General features: G+C 42.7%; 17 protein-coding genes and 1 other RNA gene. 6 read left to right on the top strand and 12 right to left on the bottom strand.

From position 1 onward, the window contains the following. Nucleotides 1-152: 152 nt before the first annotated feature. The 5 genes from gcvH to ACRWQL_RS13500 form a co-directional block, all read right to left on the bottom strand. A complete protein-coding gene (gene gcvH, locus ACRWQL_RS13520) occupies nt 153-542 on the bottom strand; it encodes a glycine cleavage system protein GcvH (protein ID WP_434950488.1) in 390 nt (129 codons plus the stop codon). 68 nt (nt 543-610) lie between these two features. Next, nucleotides 611-1,705 (bottom strand): glycine cleavage system aminomethyltransferase GcvT, encoded by a 1,095-nt coding sequence (gene gcvT, locus ACRWQL_RS13515; RefSeq protein WP_434950486.1) that lies wholly within the window; start codon nt 1,703-1,705, stop codon nt 611-613. A 231-nt stretch (nt 1,706-1,936) separates the two neighbouring features. Continuing rightward, nucleotides 1,937-3,160, bottom strand: a complete 1,224-nt coding sequence (locus ACRWQL_RS13510; RefSeq protein WP_434950484.1) for an FAD-dependent oxidoreductase — start codon at nt 3,158-3,160, stop codon at nt 1,937-1,939. A gap of 84 nt (nt 3,161-3,244) precedes the next feature. Next, the gene (ubiH, locus tag ACRWQL_RS13505; protein WP_434950482.1) at nt 3,245-4,528 is read right to left on the bottom strand and encodes a 2-octaprenyl-6-methoxyphenyl hydroxylase; all 1,284 of its coding nucleotides are present in this window, start codon (nt 4,526-4,528) and stop codon (nt 3,245-3,247) included. A 95-nt stretch (nt 4,529-4,623) separates the two neighbouring features. Further along, a complete protein-coding gene (locus ACRWQL_RS13500) occupies nt 4,624-5,199 on the bottom strand; it encodes a UPF0149 family protein (protein ID WP_434939109.1) in 576 nt (191 codons plus the stop codon). A 216-nt stretch (nt 5,200-5,415) separates the two neighbouring features. On the opposite strand from ACRWQL_RS13500, the gene ACRWQL_RS13495 reads away from it, so the two are divergent. The 3 genes from ACRWQL_RS13495 (at nt 5,416) to ACRWQL_RS13485 (ending at nt 6,764) form a co-directional block, all read left to right on the top strand. Next, entirely contained in the window at nt 5,416-5,724 is a 309-nt protein-coding gene (locus tag ACRWQL_RS13495) for a cell division protein ZapA (protein WP_226413388.1), read from the top strand. Nucleotides 5,725-5,766: 42 nt separating this feature from the next. Beyond that, nucleotides 5,767-5,949: non-coding RNA, 6S RNA (gene ssrS, locus ACRWQL_RS13490), on the top strand. A gap of 8 nt (nt 5,950-5,957) precedes the next feature. Beyond that, nucleotides 5,958-6,764 (top strand): 5-formyltetrahydrofolate cyclo-ligase, encoded by an 807-nt coding sequence (locus ACRWQL_RS13485; RefSeq protein ID WP_434927124.1) that lies wholly within the window; start codon nt 5,958-5,960, stop codon nt 6,762-6,764. Nucleotides 6,765-6,945: 181 nt separating this feature from the next. Here the strand turns inward: ACRWQL_RS13485 and ACRWQL_RS13480 are convergent, their stop codons facing one another. From ACRWQL_RS13480 to gloA2, 6 genes are all read right to left on the bottom strand, one after another. After that, nucleotides 6,946-8,268, bottom strand: coding sequence for an O-acetylhomoserine aminocarboxypropyltransferase/cysteine synthase family protein (locus tag ACRWQL_RS13480; protein ID WP_434950480.1), 1,323 nt, complete (start codon nt 8,266-8,268; stop codon nt 6,946-6,948). Between the two features lie 111 nt (nt 8,269-8,379). Continuing rightward, the gene (gene folM, locus ACRWQL_RS13475) at nt 8,380-9,105 is read right to left on the bottom strand and encodes a dihydromonapterin reductase (RefSeq protein ID WP_434931186.1); all 726 of its coding nucleotides are present in this window, start codon (nt 9,103-9,105) and stop codon (nt 8,380-8,382) included. 204 nt (nt 9,106-9,309) lie between these two features. After that, complete coding sequence (locus ACRWQL_RS13470) at nt 9,310-9,612, bottom strand: AzlD domain-containing protein (protein WP_226413380.1); 303 nt, start codon at nt 9,610-9,612, stop codon at nt 9,310-9,312. Continuing rightward, nucleotides 9,612-10,343 (bottom strand): AzlC family ABC transporter permease, encoded by a 732-nt coding sequence (locus ACRWQL_RS13465; protein ID WP_434953385.1) that lies wholly within the window; start codon nt 10,341-10,343, stop codon nt 9,612-9,614. Before ACRWQL_RS13465 ends, ACRWQL_RS13470 begins: the two co-directional genes overlap by 1 nt. 224 nt (nt 10,344-10,567) lie before the next feature. Further along, nucleotides 10,568-11,497: an ion transporter gene (locus tag ACRWQL_RS13460; protein ID WP_434950478.1), complete on the bottom strand. Its 930-nt coding sequence runs from the start codon at nt 11,495-11,497 to the stop codon at nt 10,568-10,570. A 78-nt stretch (nt 11,498-11,575) separates the two neighbouring features. Then, nucleotides 11,576-11,965, bottom strand: a complete 390-nt coding sequence (gene gloA2 / locus ACRWQL_RS13455; RefSeq protein WP_434929135.1) for an SMU1112c/YaeR family gloxylase I-like metalloprotein — start codon at nt 11,963-11,965, stop codon at nt 11,576-11,578. 181 nt (nt 11,966-12,146) lie between these two features. On the opposite strand from gloA2, the gene ACRWQL_RS13450 reads away from it, so the two are divergent. Beyond that, the gene (locus ACRWQL_RS13450; RefSeq protein WP_434931183.1) at nt 12,147-13,067 is read left to right on the top strand and encodes a manganese-dependent inorganic pyrophosphatase; all 921 of its coding nucleotides are present in this window, start codon (nt 12,147-12,149) and stop codon (nt 13,065-13,067) included. Between the two features lie 165 nt (nt 13,068-13,232). Here ACRWQL_RS13450 and ACRWQL_RS13445 read toward each other — a convergent pair whose 3' ends face one another. Continuing rightward, complete coding sequence (locus ACRWQL_RS13445) at nt 13,233-16,304, bottom strand: transglycosylase domain-containing protein (RefSeq protein ID WP_434950476.1); 3,072 nt, start codon at nt 16,302-16,304, stop codon at nt 13,233-13,235. A gap of 396 nt (nt 16,305-16,700) precedes the next feature. Here ACRWQL_RS13445 and ACRWQL_RS13440 point away from each other — a divergent pair, with 396 nt between their 5' ends. Together ACRWQL_RS13440 and ACRWQL_RS13435 are read left to right on the top strand one after the other, a co-directional pair. Next, nucleotides 16,701-17,582, top strand: coding sequence for a DUF72 domain-containing protein (locus tag ACRWQL_RS13440; RefSeq protein ID WP_434950475.1), 882 nt, complete (start codon nt 16,701-16,703; stop codon nt 17,580-17,582). A gap of 381 nt (nt 17,583-17,963) precedes the next feature. After that, the gene (locus ACRWQL_RS13435) at nt 17,964-18,986 is read left to right on the top strand and encodes an ABC transporter substrate-binding protein (RefSeq protein ID WP_434950473.1); all 1,023 of its coding nucleotides are present in this window, start codon (nt 17,964-17,966) and stop codon (nt 18,984-18,986) included. The last annotated feature ends 17 nt before the right edge of the window (nt 18,987-19,003 follow it).

The following is a 19,003-nucleotide window of genomic DNA, read 5'->3' as shown; positions in this document are numbered from 1 at the left end:
ACTGGGTATGTGTAAAATAGTGGTATGTGTAACAACAGTCTAATACGCCGTTATCATCAAAAAAGGCTCATTTTGCTGATATTATTTACCAGGCCTATTAAGTAACACAAAACAAAGAAGCTCCCGAGGGAGCTTCTCAGTGTCGACAAGATTTACTCTTGGTCGATAACTTCTTGATAGCCGTCAGCATCTAATAAACCGTCAACTTCTGACGTATCAGATGGCATTACGCGGAAAAACCAACCTTCGCCGTATGCATCGCTGTTAACGTTTTCTGGTGAATCTTCTAATGATTCATTCACAGCAATCACTTCACCTGAAATAGGTGCATAGATATCTGATGCGGCTTTAACAGATTCTGCTACTGCACAATCTTCACCTGCAGTAACTGTGTCGCCCACTTCTGGTAATTCAACGAATACCATGTCACCTAAAAGCTCTTGAGCATGCTCAGTAATACCTACTGTGTAGCTACCATCGGTTTCAAGACGGATCCACTCGTGTGAAGAGGCGTATTTCAAATCTGCTGGAATGTTGCTCATTGTCGTTATCCTTTATCTGATATTTTAGTGCTTAATCAATAATTTTTTCTTGGTACAAAACTATACACTTAGAATGCTTGTTTACCATTGCGTACAAAGTTTGGTGCTATTACTTTTACCGCAACGCGTTTTTTACGCATTTCAACTTCAGCTGTAGCACCAATACCATTAGGTACACGTGCCATGGCAATAGAATAGCCTAAAGTTGGCGAGAAAGTCCCGCTGGTGATCGCACCTTGATGCTCTACACCGTTTTCGTCGGTAAAAAACACTGCCATATCATGGCGTAAAACGCCTTTTTCTTCCATAACCAGTCCGACTAATTTGTCAGTACCAGCGGCTTTTAATGCCGTTAATGCGGCGCGGCCAATAAAGTCACGGTCAGTTGGTTCCCACGCGATAGTCCAGCCCATGTTAGCGGCTAATGGATTAATGCTTTCGTCCATGTCTAAACCGTATAGGTTCATGCCGGCTTCTAAACGCAAAGTGTCACGTGCGCCTAAACCACATGGACGCACTTCAACGTCTAACAAAGCTTGCCATAGGGCTTCAGCTTCGTCTTCAGGCACAATAATCTCGTAACCTGTTTCACCGGTATAACCTGTGGTAGCAATGAATAAGCTGCCAGACTGCACACCAAAAAATGGCTTCATGCCTTCAACTGCGGCATTTTGCTCAGCATTGAATACTTTGGCGGCTTTCGTTTTAGCGTTAGGACCTTGAACAGCGATCATTGCTAGCTCTGGGCGCTCGGTAATGGTCACATCAAATGCGGCGGCTTGCTTGTTGATCCAGGCTAAATCTTTGACACGTGTGGCTGAGTTAACCACCACGCGGTAATGGGTATCGGTCAGGTAGTAAGTGATTAAATCATCAATGATACCGGCGTTTTCGTCTAGCATACCGCCGTATAAGGCTTTGCCCGCGACTTGAAGTTTAGCAACATCGTTAGCTAATAGTTTACGTAAAAATGCACAAGCGTCTGTGCCTGTTACATCTACAACGGTCATGTGTGACACGTCGAACATGCCCGCATCTTGACGAACAGCGTGATGCTCTTCTATTTGTGAACCATAGTTAATTGGCATTTCCCAGCCGTAAAAATCGACCATCTTGGCTTTTGATGCTAAATGCTTATTGAAGAGTACCGTTTTGCTAGCCATTATTATCCCTTATTGTGGGTAGTGTCATGTTAGAAACACGACCTAGGTATTTGCTAAAATTTGGACAAAATTATACTCGGCAGAGTGAAATTGTATACCAGAAAATTTTCTAATCCGACTTACTTCGCATTAGTTTGGCTAATGCGAAAGCTGTAATAAATTTACAGCTGGTTTAGATTAAAAACATCAATCGCGCTGGATGGCCTGATATATAAGCGATTTTAAGGATTATCAGGAAGAAATCGATTCACGACACAGTTTAGGTAATGTCATCTTGTTACCCATGGCTTGTCTGATGAACACTGTTTTTAGCCCAGCAACATTATCCACCAGCGATAATCCGATGTCGCGGATGGCTTTTTTAAGCGGATTGCGTCCAGCAAAGAGTCTTTTAAAGCCTTCCATAGTGGCTATCATCTCCATTGCATCCGCTTTGCGCCAGCGTTCTAATGCACGCAAATGGCGATAATCACCAATATCTTTGCCTTGTTCATGCAGTTCAGCCACAGTTTGAATAATACTGGCAGCATCTAAAAAGCCTAGGTTAACCCCTTGTCCCGCCAATGGATGAATCGTGTGGGCGGCATCTCCGGCTAATACTAAACGATGGCGGGCAAAATGACGGGCATAGCGCATTCTTAACGGAAACGCATGGCGCTCGCTTACCACTTCACACACACCTAAACGACTGTCTAATGCGGCGGTAAGGGCTTTGCCAAAGGTGTTATCATCAGCAGCAAGTAACTGCTCAGCATGTTGCGGTGTTGTAGACCACACAATTGAGCATAAATTGTCATCATATAACGGCAACATAGCTAATGGGCCGTCGGGTAAAAAAGCTTGTCTAGCGGTTGCATCGTGACTAAGTTCGGTGCGAACGGTGGCGACAATAGCATGGTGGCCGTAGTCCCAGAATGTTAGCGGTATTTGGCATTGCTGACGCACCCAGGAATTGGCGCCGTCTGCACCAATCACCAGTGCGGCTGAGATATTGTCGCCGTTTTCAAGGGTTAACCAGGCTTCACGTTCGCCAAAGGCAATGCGTTGCAGTTTTTGTTGTTCAATATAGGTAATGTTGCTGAGTTCACTGACGCGTTTGGCTAGGGCAAAGCTTATGGCATCGTTTTCAATTATCGCGCCGAGATGATTTTCGCTGATTGAGTGGGCGTCGAATTCAATTTTGCCCATGCCGTCTTTGTCCCACACCTGCATTTTTTGATAAGGGCTGACTCGGCTATGGTCAAGGTATTGCCATGCGCCTAAATTGGTTAACAATTGTTGACTGGCTTTATTAATCGCACTGACTCGTAGTTTAGGTTCACCACTGGGCGCTTGTGTACTGCCAGCATCAATAACCACCACAGTTAAATTGGCTTCAGCTAAACCAATTGCGGTCGCTAGGCCGACCATACCGCCGCCCACTATGGCGACATCAAAAGTTTGGGTGGTGTACATAGCAGTGTCCTTTTAAAGCGTCAGTCAAATAAAGCGTCAGTCAAAATTTAAGTCGTTTAATCTATAATCATCAGCACTAAGCCGCTAACGCCAGCCCATCGCAATTTGGGCAACGGGACGTTTTAACGGCGGCAGCCAAGACAGTAACCGTAATCCTATTGAGCGCCCTGCCACGAGTGGCCAGTGTTGATTAGAAAAACCACGTACTAAAAACTCAATGTTACGTAGCGTGCTGTCGCGATCACTTTGGCGAGAGGCTAAGTATTGATGCAAAATAGCGCTTGTACCGACATCAATTGCTGCATCCGTTTTAGTCACGACATCTAGATTTTTATCAATGGTAGGTTGACGATTAAGCTCAGACTCAATCACTTTGATCAAACCCACCACGTCACGTAAGCCTAAGTTAAACCCTTGCCCTGCAATTGGGTGCAGTGTTTGCGCCGCATTACCAATAAACACGCAGCGATGAAATATCGGTCGCGCCATAGTGGTTAATGTTAATGGATAGGTCACTCGTTTACCCACTTGAGTAAAACGCCCTACTCTATTGCCAAAAGCTTGCTGCAATTGCTGTAAAAAATCGGCTTCATCTGTGTGTGCTAATTGCTGTGCTTGCGCTGGCGATACGGCCCACACAAGCGATAATCTAGCACTATTTTTGGCTTGCATTCCCTTTACATTGCCCATAGGCAGCAGAGCTAGCGGGCCTGTTTCGGTAAAGCGTTCATAGGCACAGTTTTGATGCAGTTGGTCGGTTTGAATATTGGCGACTATGGCACTTTGGTTAAAGTCGATACTGTCAGCACCTTGATTAAGTTGCTGACGAACCACTGAGTTGGCACCGTCTGCGGCCACCAGCAATTTAGCACTTAGCCTGCTGCCATCGTCCAGAGTTAAATAATGGCCGTCGGTGTCTGTGGTTAACTGGCTGAGTTTAGCCGGACAAAACAAACTGATATTGGCTTGTTGCAGTTGTTCAAATAACACTTTACCCACTTGGGCTAGTTCAACCACCTGACCTAATGCCGGTAAACCTAATGGTTTGGCATTGAGTTCAGTCATACCAAAATGACCACGATCAGAGATATGAATGTCGGCAATAGCGGTACCTAAATGGCTCAGTTTGGGCCAGATACCTAAACGTTCAAGTTCAAAAATAGAGCCGTGAGCAATAGCTATTGAGCGGGCATCAAACCCTGGGTGACTGTCGTCGGCTTGATGTGCTTCAATAAGGGCAATAGATAATGTCTGTGTTCGGCCTTGATTTAGCTTAGCTAAGCCTAAGGCTAATGAGGCGCCCGCCATGGCGCCGCCAACAATGACGATATCAAAGGGTTGTAATACTGCTGTGGATGCTAAACTCATATATCAACTCATTGCTTACTGGTTAAAGCACACCGTTTATTGGTCAAAGCACACTAGCTAAACATACGATCAAAACCGAAACGGGCGATCAAATATTAATGCACTTTTTGAGTGTCATCTGCGTTATCCATTGATGGCTCAGGACCAAACTCGGCGTAACATAAAATCGCGGCCATACGCACAAACTCTTGTAACTCTACGTAAGCGGTTTCTGATTCTTCATCTTCGCCAACATCAAATTCAACTTGGGCAATTTCGGCTAAATCTTTTATCACTTCTTTGACGTCGGCCGATGCCTGGTTCAATTTAGGCTGAATAATGGCAATACCGGTTAAAAAGCTTTGGGTCCATAACGACAGGGCTTCAACACGATGTGATAACGACACTTCTTCTTCTGGCAGTAGTAAGGTAAAACCAAAATCAAAATCTACCAAACGGGCGACAGTGTCCTGGTAAAGCTCATTTATTAACTGCAGTAAACTGGTTTCTAGCGGCTGGCCGTCATTCATTAAATCAATTAACGGCGCTACCCATGCATGGTTTTCTTGATCTACACCACCACAAATTAATCCGACTAATGCGCCATGTACTTCAACAGGATGCTGGCCAATTTCGGCGTCGTCGAGCGCTTTTTTAAGGTTGTCGATACATAATGAAGGTGGGGTTGCCATGGTGATTTCCTAATGGGCGATAACTTTCCCAATGCTAGCAGAGTTCGCTATTTGCGCCAAATACTTGCAGCCATGATGTGAGATAAAAGACAGATTTGCTCAGACATCCAGCAAATAGTTAAAAAGGCGTGCACTTGCCTTGCGCTTTGATAGGCACACCTATATAGTTCGGCTTTAACAAAATAAGCTTTTATTAAAGGATCTTGCCGCGACATTATGAGTACCAGCGCAGTTGAAATAACCCTTCTAGGGCGCACCTACTCTATCGCATGTCCAAAAGGACGCGAGGATACCTTACGCTCGGTGGCTAGCGAGGTCGAAAAACAACTGACCAACCTTAAAACCCGTACCAATAATTTAAGTCGTGAAGAATTAGCCATTATGGCCGCGCTTAATATTGGTAACGAGCTGTACGAAGAAAAGCAAAAAAATAGACACTATATGGCGCAAATGGACGAGCGTATTTCTTTGTTACAATCAACATTGGAACATTCGTTGATTGAAAGAAGCCGCAAGGACGACTAAAATAAGTTTTAGATACTTGCTTTAGCAATTATCAACCTGTTTTGCTCCCTGGGATACGCGTGTGTGGGTAATGTCCCTGTGCCGATATTTACAAACCCAGGGTGAATGCTTTCATTGACATTGTGCATGCTCGGCTCGTATCGAGAAGCCTTAGGATATGAACATTTACCCGCCTTGAACCTACGGTTCAAGGGCTTACACCTACTACGGTATCTTGGGGAGCATCCTAATTTATGACTATTACTCGCTACATGAACACTGCTGAATTACCTGCAGAGTCAGAGCCCGCTAACACTACTTACTTTTCATCAGTAAATAAAAACTTAGACAGCGCTAATCAAGCCCTGTCTGCTGTAGATGCCAATAATCAACACTTACATATTGATAATCTAGCCCATCAAGATTCTGGTTTTGAACTAAGCAACCAAGAGCGTTATGCCTTGTTCGATAGTCAGGGCATGAGCCGTGACTTTATTCGTCGCCACATTCGTCATGAGCGTAAAAGCTTTACCGTTGCGGAACAACACCAATTAGCCTTAATTGCTAGCCGCCATATGTTAGCTGAAATTCAGCAACGTAATGCCGAGCACGTAGCATTGTACTTTAGTCATGATGGTGAGTTAGCAACCGAAAAGCTGATTGAAGCGTTATGGCATATTGGGGTGAAAACCTATTTACCCTTAATACATCCATTCAGTCCAGGTCATTTATTATTTTGCCACTACCATCGCGACTCGGTATTGATTAAGAATAAGTTTGGTATTTCAGAGCCTAAACTTAATGTACAAGACATAATTCCTACGCCCAAGCTAGACATGATTGTCACCCCACTGGTGGCGTTTGATGCTAGTTGTAATCGTATGGGAATGGGTGGCGGCTATTACGACCGAACCTTAAAAAACAGCGTGAACAATAAACCTCTGGCGGTTGGATTTGCCCACGACTGCCAACAGGTGAGCCATTTACCGATTGAGTGCTGGGATATTCCTCTGCCATTAGTGATAACCCCAACACGACGTTTAGCCAAAGCAGGCGTCTAGGGTCTGTTGAACTTTCAAGATTGTTTTTGCAGCGAAGATCAACAGACCTAGTCATTTAGCCCGCTTAGCTTTTATAGGTTGCTTGATAACAAAAATCCCCATTACATTGATATGTAATGGGGATTTTTGTTTAAGCTAACGTTTACTTTTAGCGCTTAATTACACTGCAGTTAACAGCGCATTAGCTTGAAGCTTTATCCAGTGCCTGACTCACATCGGCAATAATATCGTCGATGTGTTCAATACCCACAGAGATTCTGACTAGGTCCTCTGATACACCCGCCTTAGCAAGCTCAGCGGCATCAAGTTGTCTGTGAGTAGTACTGGCTGGGTGACACGCAAGTGACTTGGCATCACCAATATTCACTAGACGTAACACCATTTGCAGTGCATCAATAAACTTACCGCCCGCGACTTTACCAGCCTGTGCATCTGCCGCTTTAATACCAAAGCTAACAATACCTGAGGCTTTACCGCCAGTAATTTTCTGGCAACGTTCAAATTGTGGGCTATTAGGTAGCGCGGCATAATTCACCCAGCTGACGTTAGGATGATTTTCTAAATACTGAGCTAAAGTTAATGCGTTACTGCAATGGCGCTCCATGCGTAAGCTCAATGTTTCTAGACCTTGTAGTAACAAAAATGCGCTTTGTGGTGATAATGCAGCACCCGTATTGCGCAGCGGCACTACGCGACAACGGCCAATAAATGCAGCAGGGCCAAAGGCTTGGGTATAAACCACTCCGTGATAAGACGGATCTGGCTCATTTAATAATCCAAAACGGGCTTTATTCGCCACCCAATCAAATTTACCTGAATCAATAATCACTCCGCCAATGGTAGTACCGTGACCGCCTATGTATTTGGTCAGTGAGTGAATAACAATGTCAGCACCGTGGTCGAATGCACGACATAACACTGGTGTTGCTACGGTATTATCAACAATTAACGGCACACCATGTTTATGGGCAATGTCGGCTAAACGCTGTAAGTCGACCACATTACCGGCTGGGTTACCTATTGACTCACAAAATAGTGCTTTGGTTTTATCATCAATTAGCGCATCAAGACCCGCGTAATCATCATACGCTGCCATACGCACTTCAACGCCTTGGCGGGGTAATGTGTGGGCAAATAAATTATAGGTGCCACCGTATAACTGGCTAGTACTGACAATGTTATCGCCGACCTGGGTTAACGCCTGAATCGCATACGTAATTGCTGCCATACCTGATGCAACGGCCAAGGCTGCAATGCCGCCTTCGATAGCCGCAATGCGTTGTTCAAGCACATCCGTTGTCGGGTTCATTATGCGAGTATAGATATTGCCAGGCACTTTTAAATCAAATAAATCGGCACCGTGCTGGGTATCATCGAAGGTGTATGACGTGGTTTGGTAAATCGGCACTGCAGCAGCCTTGGTGGTCGCTTCTGACTTATAGCCATGGTGTAAAGCAAGCGATTCAAGCTTTAAATTTGCCGTGAACTGAGTATCTGCTGACATAGCGCCTTCCTTTGGAATGATTGTTAGTGTGGATACTTGATTAATATCCACACTAACAAATAGCCATCTAGAAGTCTAAATGTTTTTTATCTTCATTTAAAACTGTGTTGACTACACCAAATGCCTACCACCATCAACCGCATAACTGCGGCCGGTAACGTAATGGCTTGATTGTAGGTATTCCACTAGCGCAATAATTTCGCTATTACCGGCTTCTTTAGGTAAAACCGCTTTAGCTAGCGCTTTGATTTTGTAAGCTTCATCGTCGTGTTCGTTAAATAAAATCATTGCCGGTGCAATAGAATTTACTTTAACGTGTGGCGCTAATTTTGCGGCAAACGATAACGTCAAGTTGTGCAGCGCGGCTTTACTAGCAGCATAGGCAATGTGTTTTTTGCTGCCCTTTTCGGCGACATAGTCAGTAATATGAATAATATTGCTGGCACCAATAGTCTGATGATTTAACTGCGCTGTTGAGATCAGTAAGTCAGCTAGCGCTAAGTTGATTTCGTAAGGGGCATTTACATGCACTTGCATCATACGGTTAATGGTTGCACTGGCGCTTAAGCCGCTGTTATCGGGTAACCAATCGGAGGCATTATGAATGATGCAGTCTAAACGAGTAGATGCGTTAACTTGCTCAATCAAGTGCGCTATCGATGCAGCATCAGTTAAATCGCATTGAATAAGGGTTGCACCTAACTTGCGTAACTGCTCTATGCTGTCATAGTGGCTGCGATAAGTGCCAATCACATTATCTCCACGGGCTAAAAAGTGCTTTGCTAGTGCATAACCTATCCGTTTACCCACGCCTGTAATTAATACCGTTTTATTCATAACATCCTCTTTATTAACTACCACAGCGTTTTGGATTATCAAAAGCCTAATAGATTTAACGTCTCATATCGTTAAGTATTTAACGTTTATTTAGTTAAGCTTTGCCTGCTTAATTTATCCGCTTGAATAAAGTTGCATTGATTATTGTAACTGACTCTAAATACAACTATATGACAGTTATTACGTCCAAAGTTACTGTTCGGTTTAATAAATAATAAAAAATAGTCCCATACTCACAATAGTGGTTAATAGGGTATTTTTAGTCAGCCATGCCAGTAATGTCGCAACGACGGCGCAGATAAGGTAAGGATTAGACAATGAAATATCGAGCTGACTTTCAGGCGCAAACACGATAGGAGCAAAAATAGCCGTTAACACTGCAGGGGCGGAATAACTTAAAAAAGTCAGTGTTTTTTGGTTTAAGCGTATTGGCACTTTAGGCTCTAATAAAATATGCCGACTGGCAAACACAATAATCGCCATTAAAATAATTGTTAACCAAATCATTATTGCACATCCTTGTTTGCAGCCTGCTTACTAGCACCGTCGGGTTGAAGAGGATTAAGCTCTGAATGCTGGTTTTCTGGCTGTAATTCGCCGGTTAATTTAGCGTAACTGTAACCCGCTATCATGCCTGACAATGAGGCAATTAATAGCCCAGATTGTAACCCTAATACCGCACAGACTACTGCTAATACTAATGACACCAACACACAAATTAACACCGAAGGTTTAGTCACTGTAGGCACTACAATGGCAATAAAGGTGGCAGCAATGGCAAAATCTAGCCCAAGCTCACCAAGATTATCAATATTTTGTCCTGCGATAATGCCAATGAAAGTCGCGATGTTCCACCCAAGATAAAAAGTAAAGCCGCCACCAAGGGCATACCAAGGGTCAAACTTGTGTTGTTGACCATGATTGGCTATCGCAAATAATTCATCGGTTAATAGAAAACCTAACGACAATCGCCACTTCAATGGTAATGGACTAATTCGATTACGCATTGCCATTGCATATAACACGTGACGTGAAGTGATCAACAAAGTGGTGATAAGAATACCGCTTAAACCAACGCCGGCTTTTATCATCCCTAACGCCACTAGCTGGGCGCTACCGGCAAAAATAATTGCTGACATGGCTTGGCTTTGTAAACCGGTTAACCCGACCTCAAGCGCAAATGATCCCGCTAATATGCCCCATGGAATAACCGCTATGGTTAATGGCATCACCGCCAAAGCGCCTAACCAATACGATTTAGCCCGGCTAGATGATGCGCTTTTAGAAGATAATACATTCGGCGTCGACACTCGAATTCCTTGTGCTTATAAATGAACTATTTAGATTAACCTGAACCCATAAAAAAAGCCCTTGAAAATTTTTAAGGGCTTTGTTTTTAATATCAACAGGTTCAATTCAGCTTGATGCTGCCAATGTATAGGGTTGGTACATTAACCAGAACTTACTTCACTTTTGTAGTAGCTGCGCTATTTGCTAGAACAGATGCTTGCTGCTGAATGACCAAGGCGGTGAGTTGATCAATTTTATCATGCAACTTTTGCATATCTTCCACGCTGGCGTATGCCGCGACTTGGGATGTAGTCGATGAAGGCTCCGTCGATTCATCAGTCACTTTAGCAGTACTTTCATCAAGCTGTGCGTCCAGTGCTTGCTTCGCCTTTGCTTCACTCATCAGACGACTTTCTTCACTCATTACATCTAATACCGTGCCCACCATCATATTTAAAAAGGTGAAGGTGGTTAAAAAGATGAAGCTTAAATAAAACATCCAACTTAACGGATAAACTGCCATGGTTTCATACATAATTGATGTCCACGACTCGAACGTGGAAATACGAAACAGGGTCAACATGGCAATAGACACATCGCCCCATAAAAACTCATTGATGTGAGCAAAGAACATGCTGCCTACTGCGCCATAAATATAAAAAATGACAAACATCAATAACACTATGTAGCCCATGCGAGGAATGGCTTTAAATAAAGCATTAATCAGCATTCGCAGCTCAGGCACCATAGACACTAAACGCAATACGCGAAATATTCTTAATAATCGAGCCAGTAAAACGGTTGAACCGCCGAGTGGAATTAAGCTGCCAATCACAATAATGGTGTCGAAAATATTCCATCCTTTAGAAAAAAAGCTTTTAACGCCATCACTGGCAAGGTAGCGAATAATTAATTCGAAAAGAAAAAACACCGTAATGCCGATGTCTAACACCCATAAGCTACTTTCTAACCATTGGGGTAAATGATAGGTGTGAGCGCCAATCGATAATGCCGACACCACGATGACAAAAATCACAAACCCCTGAAAGGTCTTACTTCGATCAATGATTTTTAGTTTATTTTGTATGGCGGTAATAGACATAAAAATGAGCGCTCCTGCGAATATAAGTACAACAGATAAAATGTTGCAGGAGACTACAGAGTTTGGCTTAATTTTGCATTAAAAATGATCAGCATAAAGCTCTAACGGTAAACCGTCGGGGTCATTAAAAAAGGTAAATCGTCTTTGAGTGTATTCATCGACACGAATAGGTTCAACATCAATGTTATGCGACACTAAATGTGCAACCACTTGATCAATATCATCGACACGAAAGGCTAAATGGCGTAACCCTTGAGCCTCGGGATAACTGGGTCTAAGCGGTGCATTATTAAAAGAGAAGAGTTCAATTTGGCTACCATCGGGTAAGGCTAAATCCAGCTTGTAGGAGTCACGTTCGGCGCGGTAATTCTCAGCTATTATCCGTAAGCCTAATATATGATGATAAAAGGTCTTTGAGCGTGCATAGTCGCCACAAATAATGGCCACATGATGAATACCAAGTAACATAGTAAAATCCTCTTTCAACATATAATAGCCCTGATTTTATAGTACAGTTAGGTCAAGGGCTAGATTGGGACTCAGCTAGCTTCAGGTTTTTAACACAGCATGATAGCTTTTTTTCGGATAACGATTGGTCAAGCATTTAAATCTTGCTAAAATCAGCAGCAAATTTACAGGAGCCTTTATAATGTCAATGTATGTAGTGGGTCACAAGATCCCTGATTCAGATTCAATTTGTGGTGCGATCGCGTTAGCTTATTTAAAAAATCAAATTGGTGAGCCTGCTATTGCAGCACGTTTAGGTGAATTATCACCTGAAACGGCTTTTATTTTAGACAAATTTGGCTTTGACGCTCCTGAGTATAAAACCAGCTATGCTGGCGAAGATGTGTATATTGTTGACCATTCTGAAGTGACTCAAGCACCGGACGATATTGCCCAGGCGACGATTGTCGGTATTGTTGATCACCATAAACTCGGCGACTTAACCACTTCAACACCACTAGAGTGTTGGATCCGCCCAGTAGGTTGCAGCAACACTATTATTAAAATGATGTTTGATTTCTACCAGGTAGAAATTCCAGCTAATATCGCTGGCATTATGATGTGCGCTATTTTAAGTGACACGGTAATCTTTAAATCACCTACCTGTACTACAGCGGATATTCGCTGTGTTGAAGCATTAGCGGTGATTGCTGGTATTGAAGACTTTAAAGACCTAGGCATGGATATGTTTAAGGTTAAGTCTGCGGTTGAAGGCACTCCGGCACGCGACTTAGTGATGCGTGACTTTAAAGATTTCAACATGAACGGTAACCTAGTGGGCATTGGTCAGCTAGAAGTGATTGATTTAGCGGTTTTTGACGCCATTAAAGCCGATCTAGTGGCTGATATTGCCTTATTAAAGCAAGAAGGCAATCGTCATAGTGTGTTGCTATTGCTGACAGACATTATGAAAGAAGGCTCTGAAATGTTAGTGATTTCAGACAGTGCCGACTTAACTGAACGTGCTTATGGCAAACCAACAGTCGATGGCAAAGTGTGGTTAGACGGCGTATTAAGCCGTAAGAAACAAGTTGTGCCGTCATTACAAGATGCTTTTGCATAACCTTGTTTAGTATGGCATAAGCTTTGTTAAGACTAGCCAGTTAACTATGCCGTTGTAATAACATGGTTAACCTATAAAAAAGTCAGCGATTATCGCTGACTTTTTTTATAGTCTGGTAAAGGGATAATACAAACTTAAGTTATATCGAGTCTGTCAATGATTCCCCTACTCAACGTCAGCCGACTCAGCTAAACATAAAGGTTGCTGATTAAACAATTGCGGCGTCAGTATTGGCAGCATACCCTTCAATACTTGTAACGGCAGTGCTGAGGTAAAACTAAAATCATCTGCTTTAGCCCCAGGCACAAATGCGGTTAAGGTGCCGAAATAATTATCACCCAGGTAAAATACAAAGGTAGCAGTTCGGTTCATAGCAGTTGAAGACACCTTACGTCCGTTACGAATTTCAGTCGCGATGCGGTTATCCCCTGTGCCCGTTTTGCCACCTAGGCGAACCAAAGTACCATCAACATTGATAATGCTGCCGTTTAATCGCCTTGCTGTGCCCTTTTCTACCACATTGGCAAGCGCATTTTTCAACGCGGTTGCTACCTCAGGCTTGAATACTCGAACAGGTTGCTGGGTACTATTGGCTAATTTAACCTCATAGGGCGTATCTGAAGCAAATTGTAATTCTTCTATCCGTATTGTGGGTGCTCGCACACCGTCATTTTGAATAATACCCATTAGTTCAGCTAAGGCTGCTGGACGATCGCCAGAACTGCCAAGGGCCGAGCCAAGTGATGGCACGATAAAATCAAATGGATATCCCATTCTCTGCCAGCGTTGATGAATACTTAAAAAAGCTTCAACTTCCAACATCACTTTAATGCGACTGTCGCGAGCATTTTGATGGCGGGTACGGAATAACCATCGATAGACCTCAATCAAAGTGGCTTGGCTGTCTTCTAACACTTGTGTCATACCGGCACTAGGGTAATCATTCAAATAACTCAGCACCCACAGCTCTAGTGGATGAACCCGCGCAATATAGCCTTGATCGGCAAGATTAAACTTATCTGAGCCATACTTGTTATATAGGCTGCTAATTTGTTTATCACTAAAGACTTTATCAGGCATTTTTTCAGCTAAAAATAGCTTTAAATCCTGATCACTTTTGTAAGGTTGTAGGAAGCGGTACGTCGCACTAAGTCGATGTTCACTGGCTTGTACACCATTGAAAAATGTCGCTAATCTTTGTTCTGGTGATAATGACTGATACTTGCGATAGAAGCGTCGTACAAAGGTGCTGCCTTCTCGTTTCGCAAACGCTTTTAAGTATTCCTCACGGCGAGGGTCTTTATCATTGCGCAGTAATTGCGCCATGCTACCTTCACTATTATAGCTACTACTATAGTTAACAATATCCTGCATCAAACGCACAAACGGCAGGTTAACTGAATCTTGCAAGGCTTCATATAAAGTTGGATTTCTGCTGTCTTCCTTTTTTTGGAAGTTACTGAAAACATGCAAACCCCCGCCGGTAAAAAAGCGTTCATATGCCGATGCCGAATAGCGTCTTTCAAGCGCCGCATTTAACATACGCGTTAAATTACGGTCACGGGTTTCAATTAAATAATCGACCACCCAACGGGTGATTTTATCTTTGGGTTCAACATCTATTCGATATAAATCGGTGACGGTTTTATCTTCAAAGCGATGCTGTAATTCTGCAATAATTTCCAGATATGTCGCCAATACTCTTAATTTAGCAGTAGAACCTAACTCGAGTTTACTGCCCTCGTTAATATCAAAAGGTTGATCGGTACTGTCTGTTTGTACCCGGACTCGATTAGCACCTTGATGCTTTTCAAATAGGGTAAAACTATAAAGTACATTAGGGAGCTGTTCAGGGGTCAGTAATCGCTCACCTAACAACCCCACCTTTTGGGCGTATTCTTGCTGACCAAGGCTACGTAAGTAGTCACCCACTTGCTGTTGTAAATCACCATGGAAGGTACTGTTAACCGTTAAGTCTAAGCGGTCTAAGTCAAATAAACTGCTCGACAACATGCTCGCGGTTCTAATACGAACCGCATTAACGCCCTTGTTGTTAGGATTATCTGGATGGCCTCTGCGTCGGTCAAACTGCAGCTGTTGTTGCATGGCCGAGTTCATAAGCTTAGGGTCAATCAATGCATAGCTAACCAGCAAGCGCAAATGACTGTCTACCAGCACTTCTAAGTCGTCATGACCTTTTAGTAAGTAATATGATGGACGACGCTGTGCAATCATTAAGGCGACAATTTGTCGAAACACTTGCCCACGCTCAGCAGCAGTAGCGGGATCATGTCCTGACAGCAATAATCGGTTGGCTCGATTAAAATCGGTTTTAAACCAGGCCCACAAACCATCGCCAATACCGTGAACCTCACCAAAGCCTGGCGCAGATGACAGGGGCACAGTATTTAAGTAATCTTGAACAATACGCTGCCTGGCCGCAAGGGTATTTTCACCTTGCTGATAAACGCGGATCATCGCCGAACCAATTTGCAGTAACTTATCTTCAATACTAGAGGTTAAACCGAATTCAGAGTGGCGAAACTTTTCAATTTGGGTCGCTAAAGTACTGCCACCAGCATTTGACATATTCAAGCCAGCTTTTTCGGCAATTTGGGTAATACCAGCAACCACAAATCGAGGCCAATCAATCACAGGGTTGTGGTTAGGCTCAGGGTTCCAAAGCTCACGGTTTTCAATGAAAAGTAATGTATTAACCACTTCACTGGGGATCATGTCGGTGTCTTGATACGCACGACTAGGGTATAGAGCATCGAATACAGCTTGATTACGACAATCTTGAATAATTAAACCAGATTGTGCTTTTTCATGGTACGGCGGAAAAAAACCATATTCGGTATAATCCATTAACATTGGCGAAAAGCTAGCTTGCTGCTCAATAGTGAAGCCATTTTTAACTAGCTTATCAATATATTGGGGTAACTTAGTATAGCCATGACGGATATCAAACGGGCCATACTTTGGATAAATAACTTTGTCGGTAGCAAAAGGAACAACTTGATAAGTCAGCTGTGTGCCGTAATGATGAACTAATTTAGATTGGTAATGGGAGGTTTTAACTTCAAACGCAACAAAAACACCAACAGCCACTAATAAAATGATGAAAAGCAAGATAAACAACAGTTTACCTCTGCGGCTAGAGTTGGCTTTTTGCTTTTGTTGAGAAGATTGAGGCCGATAATTATCAAACTTCATATCTAGGTTTGGATCTGACACAATCACTCCGGTGAGTACCAAAACACTGCCAACATGTCAGCAATGTTCCGCTCGATAATATAACATGAAATCGCCGAGGCATTTTATCAGATAGCGATAGTGTTGAGATAGATGGATAAATGATAAGAAGTGTCTTTTTATTGGTTTGTGGTGAAAAAAGGTCATAAATGCCCATTTTACTAAGGCGGGTTAATAAGTCACTCTGCTCAACTTACAATTAAGAGATTTATAAATTACCGTGAAAATTGATAAATTCAAATACTTGAGCTCAACTGTGAACGGTATGCTCAATTTTGCACTTTAAATCTTGCGCTGATAAAACGTAAATTTAATGCAGCTAGCGGCACCAAGCCTGCTGGGTATAAATTTATTATCTTGAATTGAAGGTGGCTACAAATGAATACCGAACCTTTACTAAGATTGGGCTTAGCCATGTGGTCTCAAACACAGTGGAAGCAAAGCGTGTATGGCGATTCGCCAGTATCGGCACGGTTAGAAAGATATGCACAAATATTTAATACCGTTGAAGGCAATACCACATTTTATGCATTACCGACATCCCCGACAGTAATGAACTGGCGAGATGCTGTACCAGAGGATTTTAGGTTTACTTTTAAACTGCCAAAAACAATCACCCATGACTTACAGTTACAACATGCTCAAGCAGAGTTAATCCACTTTTTTAATGTGATGGAGCCGTTAACTGACAAAACCGCTATGTGGAAAATTCAGCTTCCAGCAAAGTTTGGTCCTAGCTCGTTGCCAGCTCTTGAGAGATTTTTACAACAATTACCTAAGGATTTTACCTACGGCGTAGAAGTTCGTCACTGGGCATTTTTCAACAAAGGCGAGCATGAAAGAGCGTTAAACCGACTATTAATAGCGCATCAATGCAATCGTATTATTATGGATAGTCGGCCGCTATTTGCCGCAAAAGCAGATAATCCAGCGCTAATTGATGCACAACGTAAAAAGCCTCAAGTCCCTGTTCATCCTATTGCAACCGCTCATCAACCTGTGGTGCGCTTTATTGGCCAATGTGACTCACAAATAAACCAGGCCTTTTTTCAACGCTGGCGAATTAAGCTTGCGCAATGGATAAGAGAAGGAAAGCAGCCTTATATATTTATTCATACTCCTGATAATCTTCAAGCACCTGAGCTCGCGGTCGCACTTTACAACACATTAAAAGAAGCCGTTAAACCAAATGAGCTCGCTGAAATAAATTTACGCCAACACAGTGACAACAAATCTGACCAATTAGATTTGTTGTTCTAAATAAAACTCGATTGCAGTAAAAAGTAAGACGCATTTAAGCCAGAAATGAAACTATTATTATCTGCAAGCTAACCCGCAATAACCCTACTAATATCCACCTCATACAAGTACCGTACACAAATGCCACAAGGCTAAAATAATTTCTCGTTATCACTACAATCACTTAGCAACGATTACGGCTATATATGGAATATAAAACCAATCCCAAACTGGCTAAAGTCCCTTTTATGAGCGATCCTTAAAGCACATGATGTACGTCTTTAGACGTACTCATACTTACTAACATTCGCTACTCTCAAAACACGAAGCTAGATAAGGACACACATTATGCAAGTAGGTAAATACTTAAAAGTACACATCCTGTTGATAGTAGGTCTGTTGATGTCGACAAATATCCTAGCTGTAACTCTTAACGTACTCGAATGGGAGGGCTACATAAGTCCGTTTAAAGAGGATTTTAAGGCCTATGCCAAAACAAAAGGAATGGAGGTGGAGTTAAATATTATGGACCCCTACATCACAGACCCTGAGCTTATTTTCAACAAGATGCGAGCCAGTGCTGCGGATGTTACTACCCCTACACACAATTACTACAAGATGAATCAAGACAGATTACTTCAAGTTCTTCAGCCGATAGATTTCAGTAGACTGACCAACTATTCTAAAGTACTTGGTTCATTAAGGACCAGCCAATACGATGAATTTAAAGGCGAAAAATATTCAGTACCTTTGTTAGGAGGCTCCTATGGCCTGGCTTACAATGCGGCTAAGCGGGATGAACCTAAATCCTGGGAAGTCCTATGGCAACCAGAAAACAAAGGTAAATTCGCCATCACAGGTGATCAATTTGAAGCCAATATTTATACCACTCTATTGGTATTAGGTTATCCACCTGAATCTTTTTATGACATAGATGCCGCAACATTAGACAAATCTAAAGTACAAGCAAAATTAGATAGCCTAGTACAAAATGCAGACTCATTTTGGGGCGGGATGGCTGATGTAGAACGCATGAAAGATCTAGAGCTGGTTACAACCTATTGGTTTGGCGTTGCTGCAGCCAATCAAAGCGGACAGAATTGGAAATTGGCTACCCCAAAAGAAGGCCAAACTGTGTGGTTAGATACCTTAGCAATAGGTAAACACCTCAATGGCGAAAAACTAGATGCCGCCTATCTATTATTAGATTTTATGATCAGCGAGCCAGTGCAAAAGCGCATACTAGAAATGTACGGTTCTATCATAGTTAACGGTGAAACGGCCAAGTTACTTGACCCTCAGTTGGTTAAGGATGCCAGAGTAGGTGATGAAACATTTTTTTCAGAGCAGTATTTATGGCGTCCACTGAGCTCAAGAACACGTAATACCTATAAGCAAATGTGGAACAAAGCCAAGGCAAATTAACTAAAGAATCAAACCAT

The organism is Shewanella sp. HL-SH4 (assembly GCF_051164845.1).
In the GTDB taxonomy this organism is placed as follows: Bacteria; Pseudomonadota; Gammaproteobacteria; order Enterobacterales; family Shewanellaceae; genus Shewanella; species Shewanella glacialimarina.
The sequence above is the reverse complement of the archived record's forward strand: the minus strand, read 5'-3'. Positions and strand labels throughout refer to the sequence as shown.

Excerpts from the sequence above, each read along its gene's own strand:
- gcvH (WP_434950488.1), bottom strand. The coding sequence starts at position 542 with ATGAGCAACATTCCAGCAGATTTGAAATACGCCTCTTCACACGAGTGG.
- gcvT (WP_434950486.1), bottom strand. The coding sequence starts at position 1,705 with ATGGCTAGCAAAACGGTACTCTTCAATAAGCATTTAGCATCAAAAGCC.
- ACRWQL_RS13510 (WP_434950484.1), bottom strand. The coding sequence starts at position 3,160 with ATGTACACCACCCAAACTTTTGATGTCGCCATAGTGGGCGGCGGTATG.
- ubiH (WP_434950482.1), bottom strand. The coding sequence starts at position 4,528 with ATGAGTTTAGCATCCACAGCAGTATTACAACCCTTTGATATCGTCATT.
- ACRWQL_RS13500 (WP_434939109.1), bottom strand. The coding sequence starts at position 5,199 with ATGGCAACCCCACCTTCATTATGTATCGACAACCTTAAAAAAGCGCTC.
- ACRWQL_RS13495 (WP_226413388.1), top strand. The coding sequence starts at position 5,416 with ATGAGTACCAGCGCAGTTGAAATAACCCTTCTAGGGCGCACCTACTCT.
- ACRWQL_RS13485 (WP_434927124.1), top strand. The coding sequence starts at position 5,958 with ATGACTATTACTCGCTACATGAACACTGCTGAATTACCTGCAGAGTCA.
- ACRWQL_RS13480 (WP_434950480.1), bottom strand. The coding sequence starts at position 8,268 with ATGTCAGCAGATACTCAGTTCACGGCAAATTTAAAGCTTGAATCGCTT.
- folM (WP_434931186.1), bottom strand. The coding sequence starts at position 9,105 with ATGAATAAAACGGTATTAATTACAGGCGTGGGTAAACGGATAGGTTAT.
- ACRWQL_RS13470 (WP_226413380.1), bottom strand. The coding sequence starts at position 9,612 with ATGATTTGGTTAACAATTATTTTAATGGCGATTATTGTGTTTGCCAGT.
- ACRWQL_RS13460 (WP_434950478.1), bottom strand. The coding sequence starts at position 11,497 with ATGTCTATTACCGCCATACAAAATAAACTAAAAATCATTGATCGAAGT.
- gloA2 (WP_434929135.1), bottom strand. The coding sequence starts at position 11,965 with ATGTTACTTGGTATTCATCATGTGGCCATTATTTGTGGCGACTATGCA.
- ACRWQL_RS13450 (WP_434931183.1), top strand. The coding sequence starts at position 12,147 with ATGTCAATGTATGTAGTGGGTCACAAGATCCCTGATTCAGATTCAATT.
- ACRWQL_RS13440 (WP_434950475.1), top strand. The coding sequence starts at position 16,701 with ATGAATACCGAACCTTTACTAAGATTGGGCTTAGCCATGTGGTCTCAA.
- ACRWQL_RS13435 (WP_434950473.1), top strand. The coding sequence starts at position 17,964 with ATGTCGACAAATATCCTAGCTGTAACTCTTAACGTACTCGAATGGGAG.